The 18,148-nt window shown below is 71.6% G+C and carries 18 protein-coding genes; 8 read left to right on the top strand and 10 right to left on the bottom strand.

All coding sequences use genetic code 11. The features are described from left to right. Window positions 1-70 precede the first annotated feature (70 nt). From BJ958_RS07655 to BJ958_RS07640, 4 genes are all read left to right on the top strand, one after another. Complete coding sequence (locus BJ958_RS07655; RefSeq protein ID WP_179726299.1) at window positions 71-748, top strand: response regulator transcription factor; 678 nt, start codon at window positions 71-73, stop codon at window positions 746-748. Further along, the gene (locus BJ958_RS28970) at window positions 714-2,051 is read left to right on the top strand and encodes a sensor histidine kinase (protein WP_425489752.1); all 1,338 of its coding nucleotides are present in this window, start codon (window positions 714-716) and stop codon (window positions 2,049-2,051) included. The genes BJ958_RS07655 and BJ958_RS28970 overlap by 35 nt, the downstream gene beginning before the upstream one ends. A gap of 90 nt (window positions 2,052-2,141) precedes the next feature. After that, window positions 2,142-2,639, top strand: coding sequence for a PepSY domain-containing protein (locus BJ958_RS07645; RefSeq protein WP_179726297.1), 498 nt, complete (start codon window positions 2,142-2,144; stop codon window positions 2,637-2,639). A 59-nt stretch (window positions 2,640-2,698) separates the two neighbouring features. Further along, entirely contained in the window at window positions 2,699-2,851 is a 153-nt protein-coding gene (locus BJ958_RS07640) for a hypothetical protein (RefSeq protein WP_179726296.1), read from the top strand. A 14-nt stretch (window positions 2,852-2,865) separates the two neighbouring features. Here the strand turns inward: BJ958_RS07640 and BJ958_RS07635 are convergent, their stop codons facing one another. From BJ958_RS07635 to BJ958_RS07610, 6 genes are all read right to left on the bottom strand, one after another. After that, window positions 2,866-3,963, bottom strand: coding sequence for a carboxylate-amine ligase (locus BJ958_RS07635; RefSeq protein ID WP_179726295.1), 1,098 nt, complete (start codon window positions 3,961-3,963; stop codon window positions 2,866-2,868). A gap of 68 nt (window positions 3,964-4,031) precedes the next feature. After that, the gene (gene map / locus BJ958_RS07630; RefSeq protein WP_179726294.1) at window positions 4,032-4,799 is read right to left on the bottom strand and encodes a type I methionyl aminopeptidase; all 768 of its coding nucleotides are present in this window, start codon (window positions 4,797-4,799) and stop codon (window positions 4,032-4,034) included. Between the two features lie 10 nt (window positions 4,800-4,809). Further along, a complete protein-coding gene (locus BJ958_RS07625; RefSeq protein ID WP_179726293.1) occupies window positions 4,810-5,445 on the bottom strand; it encodes a hypothetical protein in 636 nt (211 codons plus the stop codon). 38 nt (window positions 5,446-5,483) lie between these two features. After that, the gene (locus BJ958_RS07620; RefSeq protein ID WP_179726292.1) at window positions 5,484-6,647 is read right to left on the bottom strand and encodes a thiolase domain-containing protein; all 1,164 of its coding nucleotides are present in this window, start codon (window positions 6,645-6,647) and stop codon (window positions 5,484-5,486) included. Beyond that, the gene (locus tag BJ958_RS07615) at window positions 6,647-7,699 is read right to left on the bottom strand and encodes a thiolase domain-containing protein (RefSeq protein ID WP_179726291.1); all 1,053 of its coding nucleotides are present in this window, start codon (window positions 7,697-7,699) and stop codon (window positions 6,647-6,649) included. Before BJ958_RS07615 ends, BJ958_RS07620 begins: the two co-directional genes overlap by 1 nt. Window positions 7,700-7,717: 18 nt before the next feature. Further along, window positions 7,718-8,677, bottom strand: a complete 960-nt coding sequence (locus BJ958_RS07610) for a Zn-ribbon domain-containing OB-fold protein (RefSeq protein ID WP_179726290.1) — start codon at window positions 8,675-8,677, stop codon at window positions 7,718-7,720. Between the two features lie 80 nt (window positions 8,678-8,757). Between BJ958_RS07610 and BJ958_RS07605 the strand changes: the two genes are divergently transcribed. The 3 genes from BJ958_RS07605 (at window position 8,758) to fadD8 (ending at window position 11,929) form a co-directional block, all read left to right on the top strand. Beyond that, window positions 8,758-9,801 (top strand): LLM class F420-dependent oxidoreductase, encoded by a 1,044-nt coding sequence (locus BJ958_RS07605; RefSeq protein WP_179726289.1) that lies wholly within the window; start codon window positions 8,758-8,760, stop codon window positions 9,799-9,801. A 41-nt stretch (window positions 9,802-9,842) separates the two neighbouring features. Then, the gene (locus BJ958_RS07600) at window positions 9,843-10,232 is read left to right on the top strand and encodes a hypothetical protein (protein WP_179726288.1); all 390 of its coding nucleotides are present in this window, start codon (window positions 9,843-9,845) and stop codon (window positions 10,230-10,232) included. A 98-nt stretch (window positions 10,233-10,330) separates the two neighbouring features. Further along, window positions 10,331-11,929 carry a fatty-acid--CoA ligase FadD8 gene (fadD8, locus tag BJ958_RS07595; RefSeq protein WP_179726287.1) on the top strand — a complete coding sequence of 533 codons (1,599 nt, stop codon included), beginning with the start codon at window positions 10,331-10,333 and terminating at the stop codon, window positions 11,927-11,929. A 15-nt stretch (window positions 11,930-11,944) separates the two neighbouring features. On the opposite strand, the gene BJ958_RS07590 is transcribed toward fadD8, so the two are convergent. From BJ958_RS07590 to BJ958_RS07580, 3 genes are all read right to left on the bottom strand, one after another. Continuing rightward, window positions 11,945-12,385, bottom strand: a complete 441-nt coding sequence (locus tag BJ958_RS07590; RefSeq protein WP_179726286.1) for a hypothetical protein — start codon at window positions 12,383-12,385, stop codon at window positions 11,945-11,947. 17 nt (window positions 12,386-12,402) lie between these two features. Continuing rightward, complete coding sequence (locus BJ958_RS07585) at window positions 12,403-16,176, bottom strand: hypothetical protein (protein ID WP_179726285.1); 3,774 nt, start codon at window positions 16,174-16,176, stop codon at window positions 12,403-12,405. Window positions 16,177-16,275: 99 nt separating this feature from the next. Continuing rightward, the gene (locus BJ958_RS07580) at window positions 16,276-16,626 is read right to left on the bottom strand and encodes a hypothetical protein (RefSeq protein ID WP_179726284.1); all 351 of its coding nucleotides are present in this window, start codon (window positions 16,624-16,626) and stop codon (window positions 16,276-16,278) included. A gap of 102 nt (window positions 16,627-16,728) precedes the next feature. On the opposite strand from BJ958_RS07580, the gene BJ958_RS07575 reads away from it, so the two are divergent. Beyond that, window positions 16,729-17,349, top strand: coding sequence for an HAD family hydrolase (locus tag BJ958_RS07575; RefSeq protein ID WP_179726283.1), 621 nt, complete (start codon window positions 16,729-16,731; stop codon window positions 17,347-17,349). 11 nt (window positions 17,350-17,360) lie between these two features. Here BJ958_RS07575 and BJ958_RS07570 read toward each other — a convergent pair whose 3' ends face one another. Then, window positions 17,361-18,143: a crotonase/enoyl-CoA hydratase family protein gene (locus tag BJ958_RS07570; protein ID WP_179726282.1), complete on the bottom strand. Its 783-nt coding sequence runs from the start codon at window positions 18,141-18,143 to the stop codon at window positions 17,361-17,363. Window positions 18,144-18,148 lie beyond the last annotated feature (5 nt).

The raw sequence follows: 18,148 nt of genomic DNA, 5'->3' as shown, positions 1-18,148 counted from the left end.
GCCTCTTCAGCGCAGGTTCAGGGTGGCTCCGTGAGAATGGGGCCACCCTGAACGTCTTCCCGGAGGTCGCATGCGTGTCCTGGTCGTCGACGACGAGCGACGGCTCGCTCGTACGCTGCAGGTCGGACTGGACGCCGAGGGCTTCGCGGTCGACCTCGCGCACGACGGGACCGACGGGCTGTGGCTGGCCCGTGAGAACGGGTACGACGCGATCGTGCTCGACCTGATGCTGCCCGGCATCAACGGCTACCAGGTGTGCCGGACCCTGCGCGAGGAGGGCAACTGGACCCCCATCCTGATGCTGACCGCGAAGGACGGCGAGTGGGACCAGGTCGAGGGCCTCGACACCGGGGCCGACGACTACCTGACCAAGCCGTTCTCGTTCCCCGTCCTCGTCGCCCGGCTCCGGGCGGTCGCCCGCCGCGGCGCCCGGGAGCGCCCGACGACGCTGGAGGTCGGCGACCTGGTCGTCGACCCGGCGGCTCGCCGGGTGCATCGCGGGGACGTCGAGATCTCGCTGACCGCGCGCGAGTTCTCGGTCCTCGCCTTCCTCGCCCGTCACCGCGGTGACGTCGTCTCGAAGCGCCAGATCCTCGACGCGGTCTGGGACGGCGACTTCGAGGGCGACCCCAACATCGTCGAGGTCTACGTGCGCCACCTGCGCAACAAGGTGGACCGGCCCTTCGGCCGCGAGGCCATCGAGACCCTCCGCGGTGCCGGCTACCGGCTCGCGAGCGACGGAGGCTGACGTGCGGTCGCGTACGACGCTCGCGGCCGTCCTCGTCGTGGCGGTGGCGCTCGTCGTCGCCGCCGTGCTCCTGGTCCTGGCGGTGCGCTCGTCGTTGCGAGATGCGGCCGAGACCACGGCCGAGCACCGCGCGGGCGACCTCGTGGCCCAGGTCGACGCCGGACGCCTCCCCGCGCCGGGCGAGCCCGACGACGAGCCCGACGACGAGCCCGACGACGTGGTCTGGCAGGTCTCGGGCGCGGACGGGCAGGTCCTCGCGGCGTCGAGGTCGCTGAGCGGCAGCATCCCGCCGGCCGACGGCGAGACGGTCGCCCTGCGCGGTGGCGAGCACCGCTACCTGGTCGTCACCGAGGACACGGCAGCCGACGGGGTCGTCACTGTCGCAGTCTCGCTGGAGGACCTCGACGAGACGACCGCAGCCCTGGCGGTCCCGCTCCTCGTCGGGGTCCCGCTGCTGTTGCTGGTCGTGGCCGCGACGACCTGGCTGGTCGTCGGGCGTGCGCTGCGCCCCGTCGAGCGGATCCGCACCGAGGTCGAGCGGATCAGCGGGTCCAGCCTCGAGCGCCGCGTGCCGGTCCCGGCGGGCAAGGACGAGATCGGCCGGCTGGCCCGGACCATGAACCAGATGCTCGGCCGGCTGCAGGCGGCCAGTGACCGCCAGCAGCAGTTCGTCGCCGACGCCAGCCACGAGCTGCGCTCCCCGGTGGCCAGCCTGCGCCAGGCCGCCGAGGTCGCGCAGGCCCACCCCGGCGCCCTTCCCGAGGGCGAGCTCGCGGCCACCGTGGGGGAGGAGGCGTTGCGGATGCAGGTCCTCGTCGACCAGCTGCTCGTGCTCGCCCGGGCCGGCGAGGGCGCGCCGGGGCTGCAGCGGACCGACGTCGACGTCGACGACCTCGTCCTGCTCCACACCCGCCGCGGCGTCGAGCCGTCCGCCGAGATCGACACCACGGGCGTCGGTCCCGGCCGCGTCCACGGTGACGCCGTGGCGCTGGCGCAGGTCGTGCGCAACCTCCTCGACAACGCCGTCCGGCACGCCGATCGGCGGGTGGTGGTCGGGGTCCGGCAGCAGCCGGACGGCGTCGTGCTGACGGTCGAGGACGACGGCCCCGGCGTGCCCGTGGCCGAGCGCGAGCGGGTCTTCGAGCGGTTCCGCCGCCTCGACGACGCCCGCAGCCGCGACGCCGGCGGCAGCGGCCTCGGGCTGGCCATCGTGCGTGAGGTGGTGGCCACCCACGGCGGCTCGGTGGAGCTGGACTCGTCGCCGCTGGGGGGCGCGCGCTTTGTCGTACGCCTGCCGGGCTGAAGGCCTCTTCAGGAGGGTTCAGCGAGGGTTCAGCGGACGGGTGCGAGGGTCGGCGCGAACGATCCCCTCCGAGAGACAAGGAACCCATCCATGAACACCGCACTGCGCAGCAAGCGCCTCCTCGTCCCCACCGTCGTCGCCGTGGCCGCCCTGGCCGTCGGTGGCACCGTGTGGGCGGCTTCCGGAGACGACGAGGTCGGTGGCGGAGAGCGCGATCGGGTTGCCGCTGCAGCCGAGAAGGCCGCCGGGGGCGGCGACGCCGTGTCGGTCGAGACGAGCGACGACGCCGGCGAGGCCTACGAGGTCGAGGTGCGCCGACCCGACGGCACGGAGGTCGACGTCACGCTCGACGCCGATCTCCGCGTCGTGGGCCACGACGCGGACGACCGGGTGCTCGGCGCCGAGGAGCGGGCATCGGTCGAGAAGGCGGTGCTGGACGCCGTCGGTGGCGGCACCGTCCTCGAGGTCGGCGCGAGCGACGACCCGGGCGTCGCCTACGAGGCCGACGTCCGTGACGGCAACGGCGTCGAGTGGGACGTCGACCTCGACGCGGCCTTCGCCGTCGTCGAGAAGACCGAGGATCGCTGATGGTGCCGATGCAGTAGCGTTTCTCCGTGCAGGACGCCGATCATCAGAAGGACGACGCGATGAGTGAGATCAACGCCGAGCAGTTCCCCGGTTTCTCCGAGAACCACTACCAGCACGGGATGCACTCCCTGGCCTGGATCTCGCTGTGGCTGATCGTCGGGCTCGGCGTCGCCTGCGGCATCTTCGGCTTCATCTGGGGCATCAGCCACTGACCCCCCCGACCTGGTCAGCCCGAGTTCGTCCGGCTGACCAGGTCGTCGACCACCGCCGGCATGCTGCCGCCGCTGCGCTCGTAGCTGGCCCGCTGCCGGCTCGCGCCGCCCTCCGCCAGGACGCGCGGCACGCCCGTCCGCACGACCTCGGCGTCGCCGTACGCCGTCAGCAGCTCGGCGACCGTCGTGACCAGGTGGCCGAGCACGTCCCGTGCCGGGGCCAGGTCGCCCGTCACCGGGTCGAGCAGCCGCTCGGTCAGGCCGTACCGCGCGGCGCGCCACCGGGCTGCGCGCAACAGCTCGGCTCGCCAGCAACCGCTCGGCAGCCCGTCCCCGTCGATCTCGAGGCAGACCAGCGCGCGGGCCAGCACCGCCACCAGGACCGCGTCGTCGGGATCGGTGCACACGTCACCGATCCGCACCTCCACCGTGGGCTGGTGGGCCGAGAGCCGGGCGTCGAAGTAGAGCATCCCGTCGTCCATCGCGGCGCCCGAGGCGACGAGTGCCCGGCTCAGGGCGTGGTACGCCGCCGCCGAGCCGAACCGCTGGGTGGAGCAGGCGCTGGGCCAGTGGGCCCAGGCCTCGGCGCGCCAGGACGCGTAGCGGGTGTCGCGGCCGTGGAAGTACGGCGAGTTCGCGCTGATCGCCAGCAGCACCGGCAGCCACGGCGTGATCGCGTCGATGGCGCGCACGCCCTGCTCGTCGGAGTCGACCTGCACGTGCACGTGCTGCCCGCAGGTGCCTCCCGGGCGGGCGATCTCCCCGAACGTCGCGACCATGGCGAGGTAGCGGTCGTCACGGGTGGTGCGGGGAGGTCCGCCCTGCAGCGGCACGGCGCCCGTGGCCGCGGTCCGCGCCCCCGCCGCCGCGGCGGCCCGGTCGGCGAGGGCCCGGAGCCGGACCAAGTGCCCGCGCAGGTCCGCAGCGTCGCGGACCGGGGGCGTGCGCGTCTCGAGCTGGTGCGCGAACAGCTCGTGGTCGAGCTCGTCGGCGCTCTCGGGGGCGTGCTCCGCGGCGTACCGCAGCGCCTGCTCGGCACGCGGCGTCGTCGCCCGGGTCTCCGGGTCGACGAGGAGCAGCTCCTCCTCGACGCCGACGGTACGCCGTTCCATGCCACCTCCCCGACCGCTCGGATCGTGGGGCAGGCGGTACCCCGAAGGGAGGCGGTCAGTCGCGGCGGTCAGTCGCGGGCGGTGAGCACCAGCGGGTCGCCGGAGGTGATGGCGACGGTGTGCTCGGCGTGGGCGCCGCGCGAGCCGTCGGCGCTGCGGATGGTCCAGCCGTCGGGGTCGAACACGATCTCGTCGGTGGTGTGCAGGAACCACGGCTCGATCGCGATGACGAGTCCGGGGCGGAGCTTGATGCCGCGGCCGGGGCGACCGTCGTTGGCGACGTGCGGCTCGCCGTGCATGGTCCGGCCGACGCCGTGGCCGCCGAACTGCAGGTTGACCTTGAGACCGGCCGCGTGGGCGACGTCGCCGATGGCGGCGGAGATGTCGCCGAGGCGGTTGCCGGCGCGGGCGGCGGCGATGCCGGCGGTGAGGGCCTTCTCGGTGACCTCGATCAGCCGGAGGTCCTCCTCGCGCGGCGTGCCGACGACGACCGAGAGCGCCGAGTCGGAGACCCAGCCGTCGACCGACGCGGCGAAGTCGACCGAGAGCAGGTCGCCGTCCTGCAGCGTGTAGTCGTGGGGCAGGCCGTGCAGCACCGCGTCGTTGACCGACGTGCACAGCACCTTGCCGAACGGGCTGGCGCCGAAGGACGGGTGGTAGTCGATGTAGCACGACTCCGCACCGGCGTCCTTGATCATCTGGTGCGCCAGGGCGTCGAGCTCGAGCAGGTTGACGCCGACCGCGGCCTTCTCGGAGAGGGCCTGGATCACCGAGGCCACGAAGCGCCCGGCGGGACGCATCTGCTCGATCTGGGTGGGGGTGCGCAGCTCGATCACAGCGCTCAGCCTACTGAGGGGAGGAGGCGTCCCCGGCATCCACGACGACCGCGCTGTGGCTGGACGCGTCGTCCGCGTCGAAGACGATCCCGTCGAGGTGGCCGGTGCCGGGGGAGACGCTGCCGGTCAGCGACTTCCTGGCTCCGGCCTCGAGCTGGATGCTGCCGTAGCGCGGCTCCGACGCCGGGTCGGCGACGTCGGCGCCACTCCAGGCCCCGTCGACGACGGACTTGACGGTGATGTCGTTGAGGGAGACGACGCGGTCGCTCCGGTTCTCCACGTCGAAGGCGAAGGTGCACGCGAGTTCGCCGTCGCCGCCGTACTCGTCGTCGGCGGCGTCGTCGGCGTGGCACTCCAGTGAGGTGACCTTGATCCGCAGGTCCCCGTCGTCGGTGGTGAACCACGCGCCGACCCGGGCACTCGGGGCGGGCGGGTCGACGGTGTCGAACCAGTCGCCGAGGTAGCGCAGGAACGCGAAGCCGAGCCACACCATCGTGGCGACCATGCCGAGGACCACGGTCGCCACGACGGCGACCAGCACGATGACCGTGCGCCGCGAGGAGCGCCGCGGCGCCGGTGCGGGGGGCCAGGGAGGCCCCGGGGGCGGGGGAGGCGGCGCGGGAGGCGGGTACGGCGGGTCGCTCACGTCGTGAACCTAGCCGCGCCCGCCCTCCGCGAAACGCCTCAGCTGGTCGGCTTGTCCGCGCCGACGACCCACATCGCGAAGAACTGCGAGCCGCCGCCGTACGCGTGGCCGAGGGCCTTGCGTGCGCCGTCGACCTGGTGCTCGCCGGCCGCACCGCGGACCTGGAGGGCGGCCTCGCCGAAGCGGAGCATGCCCGAGGCGCCGATCGGGTTGGAGGAGAGCACGCCGCCCGAGCAGTTGACCGGGATCCGGCCGCCCATGGCGGTCTCGCCCGCCTCGGTCAGCTTCCAGCCCTCGCCCTCGGCGGCGAAGCCGAGGTTCTCCAGCCACATCGGCTCGAACCAGGAGAACGGCACGTAGATCTCCGCCGCGTCGATCTCGTCGATCGGCGAGGTGATGCCGGCCTGCTTCCACAGCGCGGCCGCGGCGTCGCGACCGGCCTGCGGGTTGACCTGGTCGCGCTCGGCGGCGGTGGTCGCCTCCGACCGCATCACCGTCCCGTGGATCCAGGCCGGGTTCGGCGAGGACGTGGCGGTGTCCTCGTCGACGATGACCAGTGCGCAGGCTCCGTCGCTCGACGGGCAGGTCTCGTCGTACCGGATCGGGTCCCAGAGCATCTGCGACGCCAGCACCGACTCGACGGTGGTGCCCTCGTTGTGGAGGTGCGCGTAGGGGTTCCTCAGCGCGTTGTGGCGGTCCTTGGCCGCGACGATCGCGCCCACGTGGGTGGGCGCCTGCGAGCGGCGGATGTAGGAGCGCACGTGCGGCGCGAAGTAGCCGCCGGCACCGGCGTGGACGGGCATGTTGAACGGGAGCGGCACCGAGAGCGCCCACATCGCGTTCGACTCGGACTGCTTCTCGTAGGCCACGGTGAGCACCCGCTTGTGGACGCCGGCCTGCACCAGCGACGACGCCACGATGGCGGTCGAGCCGCCCACCGAGCCGGCCGTGTGGACGCGCAGCAGCGGCTTGCCCGCCGCACCGAGGGCCTCGGCGAGGAACAGCTCGGGCATCATCACGCCCTCGAACAGGTCCGGCGCCTTGCCGACGACGATCGCGTCGATGTCGTCGAGCGTCATGTTGGCGTCGAGGAGCGCGCGGTCGATGGCCTCGCGGCACAGACCTGCCATGGAGACGTCCTCGCGCTTGGCACGGTGGTGCGTCTGGCCGACGCCGATGATCGCTGCAGGCTGCTTGCCCATCAGATGCTTCCTTCCAGGGTGCAGACGAGGTTCTGCTGCAGGGCGGGACCGCTGGTCGCGTGGGCGAGGGCCTTGTCGGCCTCGCCGGACCAGATCCGCGTCGCTGCCTCGCCGACGCGGATGCCTCCACCGGAGAACATCGGGTTGCTCGCGAGCGCGCCGCCCGAGGGGTTGATGGCGACGTCGTCGCCGAGCCCGAGCTCAGCGCGGAGGATGAGCTCCTGGTGGCTGAACGGCGCGTGCAGCTCCGCGACCTCGACGCCGTCGAGGTCCAGGGCGGCGCCGGCGCGCTGCGCCGACGGCGACCGGGTCAGGTCGCGCACGCCCATGCCCATCGGGTCGATGTAGTGGGAGATGCCGGTGAGCCAGGCGGGACGCTCGCGGACCTCGCGGGCCCGGTCGCCCGCGGCGAGCACGAGGGCCGCGACGCCGTCGGTGACGGGTGAGCAGTCGTGCTTGCGCAGCGGGTCGGCGTACATGGGCCGCGCGAGCAGCTCCTCGACCGACGAGCCACCCTTGCGAATGGCGTGCTCGTTCTTCTCCGCGTCGGTGAGCGAGCGGTTGGCGACCTCGGCCATGGCCCGCTCGTCCCAGAGGCCGGCGTCGATGCCCGCGCGGGCCTGGAGGCCGGCCAACGACACGGTGTCCGGCCACAGGGGGGTCATCGTGTAGGGCTCGAGCTGGAGGGCGAGCGTGCGGCGCAGCACGCCGGCCGAGCTCTTGCCGAAGGCGTAGACGAGGGCGGTGTCGACCTCGCCCGTCTGGATCTTGAGCCAGGCCTCGTACATGGCCCAGGCGAGGTCCATCTCCACGTGCGACTCGTTGACCGGCGGGATCACGCCGATCGCGTCGACGGCCTGGACGAACGAGAAGGAACGGCCGGCGAGGTAGTCGGAGGAGCCGGAGCACCAGAACCCGACGTCCTTGCGGGTCCAGCCGGTCTGCTCGTAGAGCTCCTTGAACACCGGCACGAGGAGCTCGACGCAGGTCGGGGACCCGTCGAACTCAGGCATCTGTCGCTGGGCGAACCCGACGACGGCGACGTCACGCATCTGTCGTTGTCTCCCGTCTCAGAGGTGGTGCTTGTAGGTGTCGAAGTCGGCGTCGGGGTCGCCGGTCGGCGCGAAGTGGTCGATGTTCTCCAGGGAGTACGCCCACTCGTCCTTCGGCTTCCAGACCGCCTTGACCCGCATGCCCATCCGGACCTCCTCGGCGGGGACGCCGAGGATCAGGTGCAGCAGCGCGATGTCGGCGCCGTCGAGGAGGACGTACGCAGAGACGTACGGCGGGGTGATCTTCTGGCCGAGGAAGGGCACGTTGACGACGCAGAACGTGGTGATGGTGCCGGTCTGCGAGAGCTCGACCTCCTCCACGGTCGGCGTGCCGTCGGACGGGCAGGCGCTGCGCGGCGGGACGTAGACCTTCTGGCAGGTCGGGCAGCGCTGGCCCATGATCCGGCCCTCGTTGAGGCCGCGGTAGAACAGCGACTCCTCGGGAGAGGCGGCGTACTTGTAGTCGAGCGAGACCGGGGTGACGACACCGGTCACCGGCGCGTCACTGGTGGTGGCCGCGACGGCCGACCCGGCCTCGCCGGGCGCCAGCGGCTCGAAGCAGGCGATGTCGTTGATGTGGCCGACCCGCTCCGCGGCCCAGCGCACCCGCACCCGCATGCCGGTCGTCACCTCGTCGGGCGACGCGACGTCGAGCGCGTGCAGGAGCGGCACGTCGGCCCCGTCGAGGGTGACCAGCGCGAACGCGAAGGGCCGGTCGAACGGCTGGTCCTTCACCGGCTCGGGAACCCACGTCCAGGACGTGACCGTGCCGACGGAGGAGACCTCCACGAACTCGGTCGTCGCCTCGTGGGTGACGGGGTCGAACTCGAGCGGGGGGACGACGACCTGGCCGGTCGAGGTCCGTCCGCCCACGACCACTCCGTCACGCAGTCCGGAGAGGAAGCGACCGACGACGGGGCCGGTCGATCGGGTGTAGTCGAAGGCGACGGTGACCGGCGCCGAGAGGGTGCGGCTCATGACCCAAAGTGAAACATGTTCTGCTCAAAAGTGAAACATGTTCTAGAAATGGCGTGTCGGGTCACGGCATGATGCGACCCATGAAACTGGGCTTGCAGCTGGGTTACTGGTCCGCGCAACCGCCGCAGGGCGTCGGCGACCTCGTCGCCGCCGCGGAGGACGCGGGCTTCGACGCCGTCTTCACCGCCGAGGCGTGGGGGAGCGATGCGTTCACGCCGCTGGCCTGGTGGGGCCGCGAGACCTCGACGGTCCGGCTCGGCACCTCGATCGTGCAGATGTCCGGCCGCACCCCGACCTCGATCGCGATGCACGCGCTGACCCTCGACCACCTGACCGGTGGCCGGGTCATCCTGGGCATGGGCGTCAGCGGCCCGCAGGTCGTCGAGGGCTGGTACGGCGTGCCCTTCTCGAAACCGCTGGCCCGCACTCGTGAGGTGGTCTCGATCATCCGTCAGGTGCTCGCCCGCGACGCGCCGGTCACCAACGACGGGCCGCACCACCCGCTGCCCTACAACGGCCCCGGTGCCGTCGGCCTCGGCAAGCCGCTCAAGCCGATCGTGCACCCGCTGCGCGCCGACCTGCCGATCTGGCTGGGGGCGGAGGGCCCCAAGAACGTCGCCCAGACCGCCGAGATCGCCGACGGCTGGATCCCCATCTTCTACACGCCCCGGAGTGCCGGCATGTACCAGCCGTGGCTCGACGAGGGCTTCGCCCGACCCGGTGCCCGTCGTACCCGCGACGACTTCGAGATCGCCGCCACCTGCCACCTCCAGGTCGTCGAGAACGCCGAGCAGAAGCAGGCCGTCATCGACGGCATGAAGCCGTTCGTCTCGCTCTACATGGGCGGGATGGGCGCCAAGGAGCAGAACTTCCACCACCAGGTCTTCACGCGCATGGGGTACGGCGAGCTGGCCGACGAGGTCCAGGGGCTCTACCTGTCCGGCGAGAAGGACAAGGCCACCGCCCTCATCCCCGACGAGCTGGTCGACGACATGCACATCATCGGCACGCCCGGCGAGGTGAAGGAGCGGGTCGCGCAGTGGGAGGAGACCGGCGTCACCACGTTGCTCCTGTCCTGCCGCAGTGCCGCCGAGATCCGGGGGATCGCCGAGCTGTTGGCCTGATCCCGGGTCTGCTGTCGGCGGGGCGGGCTACCGTCCTCGTCATGAGGCGCGAGCCGCACGAGAACGTCGCCACGGTGCTGGTCGATCCTGCCCTGCTGCCGGACCTCGAGCTAGAGCTCGTCGAGCTCGACCTGTGGGTGTGGCCGGTCCGATCTGCGCCGATCTGCGCCGACGGACCGCGCACCGAGTTCCAGCTGCGCCGGCGCCTCGTCGAGGCCCAGCGCGGCGCCTGGGACTGCGCGGCCGCGTGGGTGCCGGTGTGGATCAGCTTCGGTGAGCGCTGGGTCAGCGGCGACGACCCGCTGCCGTGGGCCGCGCACCGGGCCCTGTGGGACCTGCTCGACGCCCACGCCGACCAGGTCCGGTTCCACCGCCGGCTCGGCGGCGTGCGGCCGCTGGTCGCGCCCGTCGAGCGGCGGCCTGCGAGCTGAGGCACGGGACCGCGCCGGCCGCTCGCTCCAGGGCGCGGATGGCCGCAACCTCGGTGGAGGTCCTTGATCCGATCTAGAACACGTTCTAGTCTGCGACCGTGACCGACACGCTCCGCACGCCTGCCCACAACGGCCACCTCATGGTCGCCGCCCTCAAGCGCCACGCCAACCGCCCGATCGTGCACCTCGGCGACGTGACGCTGACCGGCAAGGAGACCGCGGACCGGATCTCGCAGTACATCCAGGCCTTCGAGTCGCTCGGCGCCGGACGCGGGACGCCGGGTGCGCTGCTCGCGCTGAACCGACCCGAGGTGCTCTTCATCCTCGGTGCCGGGCAGACCCAGGGCTTCCAGCGGACCTCGCTGCACCCCCTCGGGTCGGCCGACGACCACGCCTACGTCATCAACGACGCCGGCATCACCACCTTGGTGATCGACCCGTACTTCGCTGGGCGCGCGGTGGAGCTGCTCGGCAAGTGCCCCGGTCTCAAGCAGGTCCTCACCATCGGCCCGGTCCCGCCGGAGCTCGCCGAGGTCGGCACCGACCTGACCGAGGTGGCGGCGTCCTTCGAGCCGCAGCCCTTCCAGGCCGCGCTGCTCGAGCCGGACCACATCACCTCGATCACCTACACCGGTGGCACGACCGGCAAGCCCAAGGGCGTGATCGGCACGGTGCGCGCCTTCTCGACGATGGCGCAGGTCCAGATGGCCGAGTGGGAGTGGCCCGAGGAGCCGCGCTTCCTCATGTGCACGCCGCTCTCGCACGCCGGTGCCGCCTTCTTCGTGCCGGTCGTGCTCAAGGGCGGCACCCTGTTCGTGTCCTCCCGGTTCGACCCGGCCGAGGTGCTCGCGACCATCGAGGAGAAGCGGATCAACTCCTTGATGCTCGTGCCGACCATGCTCTACGCGCTGATGGACCACCCCGACTCGCGCACGCGCGACCTGTCGTCGCTGGAGACCGTCTACTACGGCGCGTCCGCGATCAACCCGGTCCGGCTCAAGGAGGCCATCGAGCGGTTCGGCCCGATCTTCGCCCAGTACTACGGGCAGTCCGAGGCGCCGATGGTGATCAGCTACTTCCCGAAGGGCGACCACGTCGATGCCTCGGGCGCGCCGATCGAGTCCCGGCTGACCTCGTGCGGCCGGCCGTCGGCCTACCTGCGCGCAGCGCTGCTCGACGAGTCGGGCAACCCGGTCGAGCCGGGCGAGCCGGGCGAGATCTGCGTCGCCGGACCGCTGCTCTCGGCGGGCTACTGGCAGCTGCCCGAGGCGACCGCCGAGACCTTCCGCGACGGTTGGATGCACACCGGCGACGTGGCCCGCGAGGACGAGGACGGCTTCTGGTACATCGTGGACCGCACCAAGGACATGATCGTCACCGGCGGCTTCAACGTCTTCCCGCGCGAGGTCGAGGACGTCATCGCCGAGCACCCGGCGATCGCCCAGGTCGGTGTCATCGGTACGCCGCACGAGAAGTTCGGCGAGGCGGTCACCGCGGTCGTGGTGCTGCGCGAGGGCTTCGAGCTGACCGACGAGGTCGTCGCCGAGATCAAGGACGCAGTCAAGGAGCGCAAGGGCTCCGTGCAGTCCCCGAAGGACGTGCTCGCCGTCGACGCGCTCCCGCTCACGGCGCTCGGCAAGCCGGACAAGAAGGCCCTGCGGGCGCGGTTCTGGACGGGGGAGCGCTCCGTCGGGTGACCGGTCGCTGACGGCTCACCTCCCGCACTGCTCGACGATCCAGCCGGTCACCGTCTGGCTGTCCTCGGACAGCTTCGGCGTGAGCTCGGCCAGCGCGGCCCGGTTCGCCTCGGTCGGGTCCGCCAGCAGCTGCTGGGCGGACCGGAAGCCCTCGCCGAGGTCGGTCAGCGCCGTGCGCACGTCGGACGGCGCGCCCTCCTGCAACGCGTCCAGCTCCTTGACCAGGGCGTCGACGGCGGCATCGTCCTCGGGTGCGTGCTTGCCGTCGTACAGCGCCGTCTGGGCGTCGGTGATCCGCTGGGCCGTGTCGGCGTACCGAGCGCACTCCACGGTGATCTCGGTGAGCTCGGTGGACGGCGCACCCTTCGGCTCCTCGGAGTCGCCGCTGCAGCCGCTGGCCAGGACCAGCACGGCCAGCCCCCCGGCGATGAGGGTGGCTGGACCGTGCTTGGTCATGGCGAGCGGCTCCTTCGTCAGGGACCCCACTCGCACTGCGGGTAGGCGTCGATCCCGTGGCCGTACGGTGACAGGAAGTACGCGATGATGTCGAGCCCGAAGTCCGGCAGCGAGAAGCCGAGCAGGTTGATGTCCGGCGTGATCAGCCAGGCGGGGGTGTGGGTCCCGTCGTTGGTCGGCTGGCCGAGCGTGAACGTGTTGCCGCCCGTCGTGTAGCCGGGCGCGGGTCGCGCGTCGAAGGTGACGCCGCAGTTCGCGATCCCGAACTCGAGAACGGGGATGTGGAAGATCCGGCCGTACACGTTCTCGTTGATGTGCCAGCGCGGCGCGACGTTGCCGAACGGGATCGTCAGCGCGTCGATGTCGACCAGCGGGATCGTGTCCGAGCCGAGTGGGTCGGGCCAGTCGATGTAGACCGAGAAGTGCTCCTCGAGCCCGACGGTCAGGTTGCTGTCCTGGCCGAAGGTGAAGGTGCCGTAGCTGCCGTCGAGACCGGTCGTGAAGCCCAGGTGGAGGTTCACGTCGGAGAAGTCGGTCAGCCCGAGCGTCACCCGCTTGATCTTCAGGTCGGCGGCGAGGTGGCCGCTGTTCTGGAAGATGCCGCCGTCCCAGCCGAGGTCGATCGTCTTCTGCACCCGGCCGGCGGCCTCGAGCGCGAAGGCCTCGGTCGCCGGGGTCGACGTCAGGTGCAGCCGGGCGCCGTCGAGCGCGGCGGTGACGGTCTTGCCGAGGTTGGTCACGCTCAGCGCGACGGCGGCGGTGGCGTCCACCGGGTCGGTGATGGCGGCCGAGGCGAAGGCGTCGATGTCGAGGCCCGCGGTGTCGGTCTGCATCGTGAACACCGGTGCGTCGACGGTGGTGCCGCCGCCCGAGGTGGTGTCCTTGCCGATCGTGATGTCGACCGTCCTCGGTACGTCGTGCAGGTGCACCGAGGCCGCCAGGTCGAGGTCACCGACGTGCTTGTAGGCGGCGGTGATGTCGCCGATGCCCTGGCTCATGTCGACGTCGACGGTCTTCGTGTCGGCCCCGAAGGCGGCGTCGACGCTGATCGAGGCAGGGATCGCGCTGATGTCGAGCTGCGCCTCGTCGGTGTTGTCGTACGTCGCGTTCGCGTGCAGCGCCCCGAGGGGCTGGCTCGCGTTGTAGTCCAGTGCGATGGTGTGGGTGCCGTCGGGACGCGTCCCCGTGGTGATCGGCCCGATCGTGATGTCGACCGGCGTCGCGGTCGGCACGCCCTGCTGCAGCTGCAGGCTCAGCGGCTTCGGGGCCAGGGCCTGGAGCACGGCGTCGACGACGAGGGTCCCGATCGTCGGGTGGTAGCCGGTCAGCGTGTAGGTGCCGTGGACGGTGTCCAGGTCGAGACCGGTCGGCAGGCCGGTCAGGTAGACCTTCGCCCGGACCGCCTTGTCGGTGCCGCTGGCACCGTCGCGGACCGCGACCCCGTGGACCTGCGGCGGCTCCGGCGTGGCAGCCAGCGCCGCCGCCTTGCCCGCGGCCACCGAGATGGTGGCGTCGGGGTGGGAGTCGCCGGTGTAGGTGATCCGGCCGCCTTCGCTGCGCAGCGTGATGCTGGCCGGCAGGTTGGTGAGGTTGCCGCTCGCCTTGAGGTCCCCGAGTGCCGCGTGGATCTCGCCGGAGAACGCGAAGGCGCCGTGGTCGCCCATGTCCAGGCCGGCCTCGAAGCCGCCACCGTTGCCGGTGTCCGGCACCTTGCTGAACGCCGCGCGCCGCAGGTTGCTGATCCGCAGGCTCGCGTCCAGGTTGCCCGAGGCCTCGTCGTAGTAGGCGCTGAGGTGGTCGCCCGGGAGCGTCTGGTAGGTCTGGTGGTTGGTGACGTTGGCCGTGATGGCGCCGATCCCGGCTGCCGGCGCCTCGAACAGCACGTTGCCGTCGGCCCAGCTCGCGTTCCACTTCGCGGGGATCGAGTCGATGGTCAGCCCCGCGTCGAACGCCCGGTCGGTGCCGAGGGTGTCCGCCGTCAGGTGGGCGGAGGCGGCGACGCTGGTGGTCGCTGCCGACGCGTCCCAGTCGAGCACGGAGTTCTTGCCGTCGAAGACGACCTTCGCGTGGTCGGGGATGTCACGGACCTCGGCGGTGACGGCGTCGCCGTTGATCCGCTCGACGCCGGCGTAGACCTTGTCGATGGTGTCGCTGGCGCCGTACTCGATCAGGTTGCCGTTGAAGTCGACCTGCATGTGCCCCGGCACGCCGTGCACCTGGTAGACCGCGTGGTCCACCTTGGCCGGTTGCGTGATGTCCGGCGTCGTGGTGTCGGTCGCCTGGACGAAGCCGATCTCGCTGTTGGCGGTGTACTCGATGTTCTGGTGCTTGCCCTGGCGGGTGAGGTCGATCTGCATGTTGCTGGGCAGCTGGTCGACGGTCGCGGTGAACCGGCGGTTGCTGTCGACCGGTCCGGACGTCACGGCCTGGTCGATGACGGCGTCGACCTTCGTCGGCGTCGGTGTGGCGAGCGTGATCGTGTCCTTGCTCCGGGTGCTGCCATGGGTCATCCGCGCGCCGACGTCCAGGGTCGTCGGGAACGGGCTGAGCTGCACGGATCCGGTCAGCGGGTCCTGCTCGGTCGCAGGTACGCCGATCCCGCCGCCGGTGAGCGTCTTGACGCCGAAGGTGAGGGCCTCGGTGGCTCCGGGGTGGGTCGTGGAGACGTTCGCCGCGACCTGGATGTCACCGGTCAGTGCGTCGACCACGTTCTTGAGGACGACCCTCGCCGAGTTGCTCCAGCCGAGCGTGGAGCCGCGGCCGTCGATGCCCACCGTGATCCGCTTCTTGACCACGGGGGTGTCGTAGACGGCGAACACGTGCGCGGGCAGGTCGATGTTGCCGTTGAGCCGGGCGACGGAGAACTTCGCGCCCACGTCGATCAGGTTGGTCAGCGGCGTCAGCTGCGCGAGCACGTCGGGGAGGTGGTCACCGGTGACGTCGGCCGGAACCGGTACGCCGACCGGCACCGACACGCTGCATGCCAGCTCCATGGTCGCGGACTCGGCGCAGATCTTGTAGAAGAGCGGCGAGAGGAGGTTCAGCACGGGAAGCGTGAACAGCTTGCCCTGGACCTTGCTGACCTCCTGGAGCAGCGCGTCCAGTGCGTCGAGCACCAGCGGGACGGCGGGCAGGGCGGTGAGCTTGTCGTTGAACGACGAGGGCGCGCCCGCGGTGATCCTGGTCGAGACCTTGGCGGTGGGCGCCGCGACGGACGTGCGCGGCTGCTGCGCCGAGGTGAGCGTCGGCGCCCCGGCCAGCTCCTCGGTCATGGCGTCGAGCTGCTGGCCGGTCAGGTCACGGTTCACCGGCGGGGTGTCGGCGGGCGGCGGTGGGGCCGGCTCGTTGAGCTCCTCGCGCATCTGCGCCGTGCTCTTCTTGCCGAAGATGACGAGCGCGACGCCGGTGAGGAGCCGCTCGCGGTCCTGTGCCGTGGGCTGCTCGCCGGCGGTGGCGAGCAGGTCGTCGAGCAGGCAGGCGCTCAACCACAGCTGGGTGGCCTCGGGCAGCGCGTGGAAGCCCTCGGCGAGGATGTCGTCGGGGACCTTCGGCAGCGCGATGAAGCGCTTGCGCCAGGCGTTGTCGGTGAACCGGGCGGACCAGAGGTCGACGAACCGGTCACGGTTCTCCGGTGTCGCCCCGTCGCTCCCGGGCGGTGACGCGCAGGTGACCGCAGCGCCGCCGCCCGGCGTACCGGGGGAGCCCGGTTCGGCCTGGGCGGCGGAGGGATGGACGAGGACGGCCAGCATCGCGACCGTCGAGAGGGCAGCACAAAGGATCCGAGGACGCACGGTGTTCACCTGCCAGGGAGGGGGGATGGGAGCAGAGCAGGAAGTGCGAGGACCACTATGTTCCTGCGCCCGCCTCTGCGCAGGAAACCTGAGAAGGTTTTACCTTTGGTGGGGCCCTTCGGCCCGGAGCCGCTCCCAGACCCGCTCCGGTGTCCGGTCGAGGAGGGCGTCCATCATCTGCAGCTTGGCGTCGATCTCCGCTGGCGAGTGCTGCCCGGCACGGATGACGAGCAGCGAGTCGCCGGTGCCCGAGTGGACGTGGTGGCTCGCGCTGTCGCCGCTGCCCGTCGTGTGGTGGTGATCGACGGCCGCGAACGCTCGTTCGTCGTGGCGCCCGATGAGGACGTTGCTGGCTCCACGTGCGTGTCCGCGCCCGAACGGGGCACCGCCGACGCGGTCGACGAGGCCGGGCTCGCTGGGCCGGTACTCCCACTCACGCTGGTACGCCACCAGGCCGAGCAGGGCGAGGACCAGGAGGGCGACGATGGCGCCATTCTCCCGGGCCGCTGCCCGCCCATTCCCCGCCGGACCTCGACGGATAGCGTGCGCCCCATGGCGGATCTCGTCGTCGGGTTCGATCTCGACCTGACCCTCATCGACACCGTGCCCGGGTTCCGGGACGTGCTGCTCGAGCTCGGACGCGAGCTGGGCGTGGAGCTCCCGGTCGAGGAGATGACGGACAAGCTCGGGCCGCCGCTCGACCTCCTGCTGGCGCCCTACCTGCCCGCCGACGTCATCCCGGCCGCGGGCGACCGGTTCCGCGCGCTCTACCCCGACCACGCGATCGCCAACGTGCCGGTGCTGCCCGGCGCGCACGACGCCATCGCCGCCGTACGACGCCACGGCGGGCGGGTCCTGGTCGTCACCGGCAAGTTCGCACCGAACGCGCAGCTGCACCTGGACCACACCGGCCTCGACGTCGACCTGCTCGAGGGCTGGGTGTGGGGTGTCGGCAAGGCCGACGTGCTGCGCCGCGAAGGTGCGTCGATCTACGTGGGTGACCACGTCCACGACGTCGAGGGCGCGCGGGCCGCCGGCGTCACCAGCGTCTCGGTGCTCACGGGTGGCTGCACCGAGGAGGAGCTGCGTGCCGCCGGGACGGACGTCGTGCTGCCGGGTCTCGCGGACTTCCCGGCCTGGCTCGACACCCACCTCGCGGGGGCGCGCCGCTGAGCCTGTGAGGCTCAGCGGCCCTTGAACTCCGCCGCGCGCTTCTCGAGGAAGGCGCGCGGGCCCTCCTTGGCGTCCTCGGAGGAGAAGACCGCGGCGCCGATCCTGGCGTCGTCGGCCCAGCACTCCTCCTCGTGCTTGCCCTCGGAGTCGCGCATCGTCTTGAGGATCGCCTGGACGGCGAGCGGGCCGTTGGCCGCGATCCGGTCCGCGATCTCGTGCGCCTTCGCGAGCGCCTCGCCGTCGGGGACGACGTGGCCGATCAGGCCGAGCTCCTTGGCCTCCGGGGCACCGAGGGTGCGGCCGGTCAGCAGCAGCTCCGCCGCGACGGTGTAGGGGATCTGGCGGGGGAGCCGCACCGCGGAGCCCCCCAGCGGGTACAGCGACCAGCGGGCCTCGGCGACGCCGAACTTCGCCGACTCGCCCGCGACCCGGATGTCGGTGCCCTGGAGGATCTCGGTGCCGCCCGCGATGGCCGGTCCCTCGACCGCCGCGATCAGCGGCTTGGTGAGCCGGAAGCCCTTGAGCAGGCCCTTGATCGTGGTCGGGTCGTAGGCGCCGGACTCGAAGCTCTCCGACGGCGGCTTGTCGTCCGCCGCCTTGAGGTCCATGCCGGCGCAGAAGTAGCCGCCGGCCCCCGTGAGGATGCAGACCCGGATCTCGGGGTCCTCGTTGACCCGGTCCCAGGCGGACTCCATGATCCGCAGCATCTCGCTCGAGAGCGCGTTGCGGCGCTCCGGCCGGTTCATGGTGACGACCAGCTTGTGGCCGTCCTGCTCGACGAGGCAATCACTCATGTGAA

The sequence above is a fragment of the Nocardioides kongjuensis genome (assembly GCF_013409625.1).
Classification (GTDB): Bacteria; Actinomycetota; Actinomycetes; order Propionibacteriales; family Nocardioidaceae; genus Nocardioides; species Nocardioides kongjuensis.
This window is presented reverse-complemented; position numbering and strand designations above follow the sequence as displayed.

What these genes read in the sequence shown, in the direction of transcription:
- BJ958_RS07655 (WP_179726299.1), top strand. Translation starts at nt 71, where the DNA reads ATGCGTGTCCTGGTCGTCGACGACGAGCGACGGCTCGCTCGTACGCTG.
- BJ958_RS07645 (WP_179726297.1), top strand. Translation starts at nt 2,142, where the DNA reads ATGAACACCGCACTGCGCAGCAAGCGCCTCCTCGTCCCCACCGTCGTC.
- BJ958_RS07640 (WP_179726296.1), top strand. Translation starts at nt 2,699, where the DNA reads ATGAGTGAGATCAACGCCGAGCAGTTCCCCGGTTTCTCCGAGAACCAC.
- BJ958_RS07635 (WP_179726295.1), bottom strand. Translation starts at nt 3,963, where the DNA reads ATGGAACGGCGTACCGTCGGCGTCGAGGAGGAGCTGCTCCTCGTCGAC.
- BJ958_RS07620 (WP_179726292.1), bottom strand. Translation starts at nt 6,647, where the DNA reads ATGGGCAAGCAGCCTGCAGCGATCATCGGCGTCGGCCAGACGCACCAC.
- BJ958_RS07615 (WP_179726291.1), bottom strand. Translation starts at nt 7,699, where the DNA reads ATGCGTGACGTCGCCGTCGTCGGGTTCGCCCAGCGACAGATGCCTGAG.
- BJ958_RS07610 (WP_179726290.1), bottom strand. Translation starts at nt 8,677, where the DNA reads ATGAGCCGCACCCTCTCGGCGCCGGTCACCGTCGCCTTCGACTACACC.
- BJ958_RS07605 (WP_179726289.1), top strand. Translation starts at nt 8,758, where the DNA reads ATGAAACTGGGCTTGCAGCTGGGTTACTGGTCCGCGCAACCGCCGCAG.
- BJ958_RS07600 (WP_179726288.1), top strand. Translation starts at nt 9,843, where the DNA reads ATGAGGCGCGAGCCGCACGAGAACGTCGCCACGGTGCTGGTCGATCCT.
- BJ958_RS07590 (WP_179726286.1), bottom strand. Translation starts at nt 12,385, where the DNA reads ATGACCAAGCACGGTCCAGCCACCCTCATCGCCGGGGGGCTGGCCGTG.
- BJ958_RS07575 (WP_179726283.1), top strand. Translation starts at nt 16,729, where the DNA reads ATGGCGGATCTCGTCGTCGGGTTCGATCTCGACCTGACCCTCATCGAC.
- BJ958_RS07570 (WP_179726282.1), bottom strand. Translation starts at nt 18,143, where the DNA reads ATGAGTGATTGCCTCGTCGAGCAGGACGGCCACAAGCTGGTCGTCACC.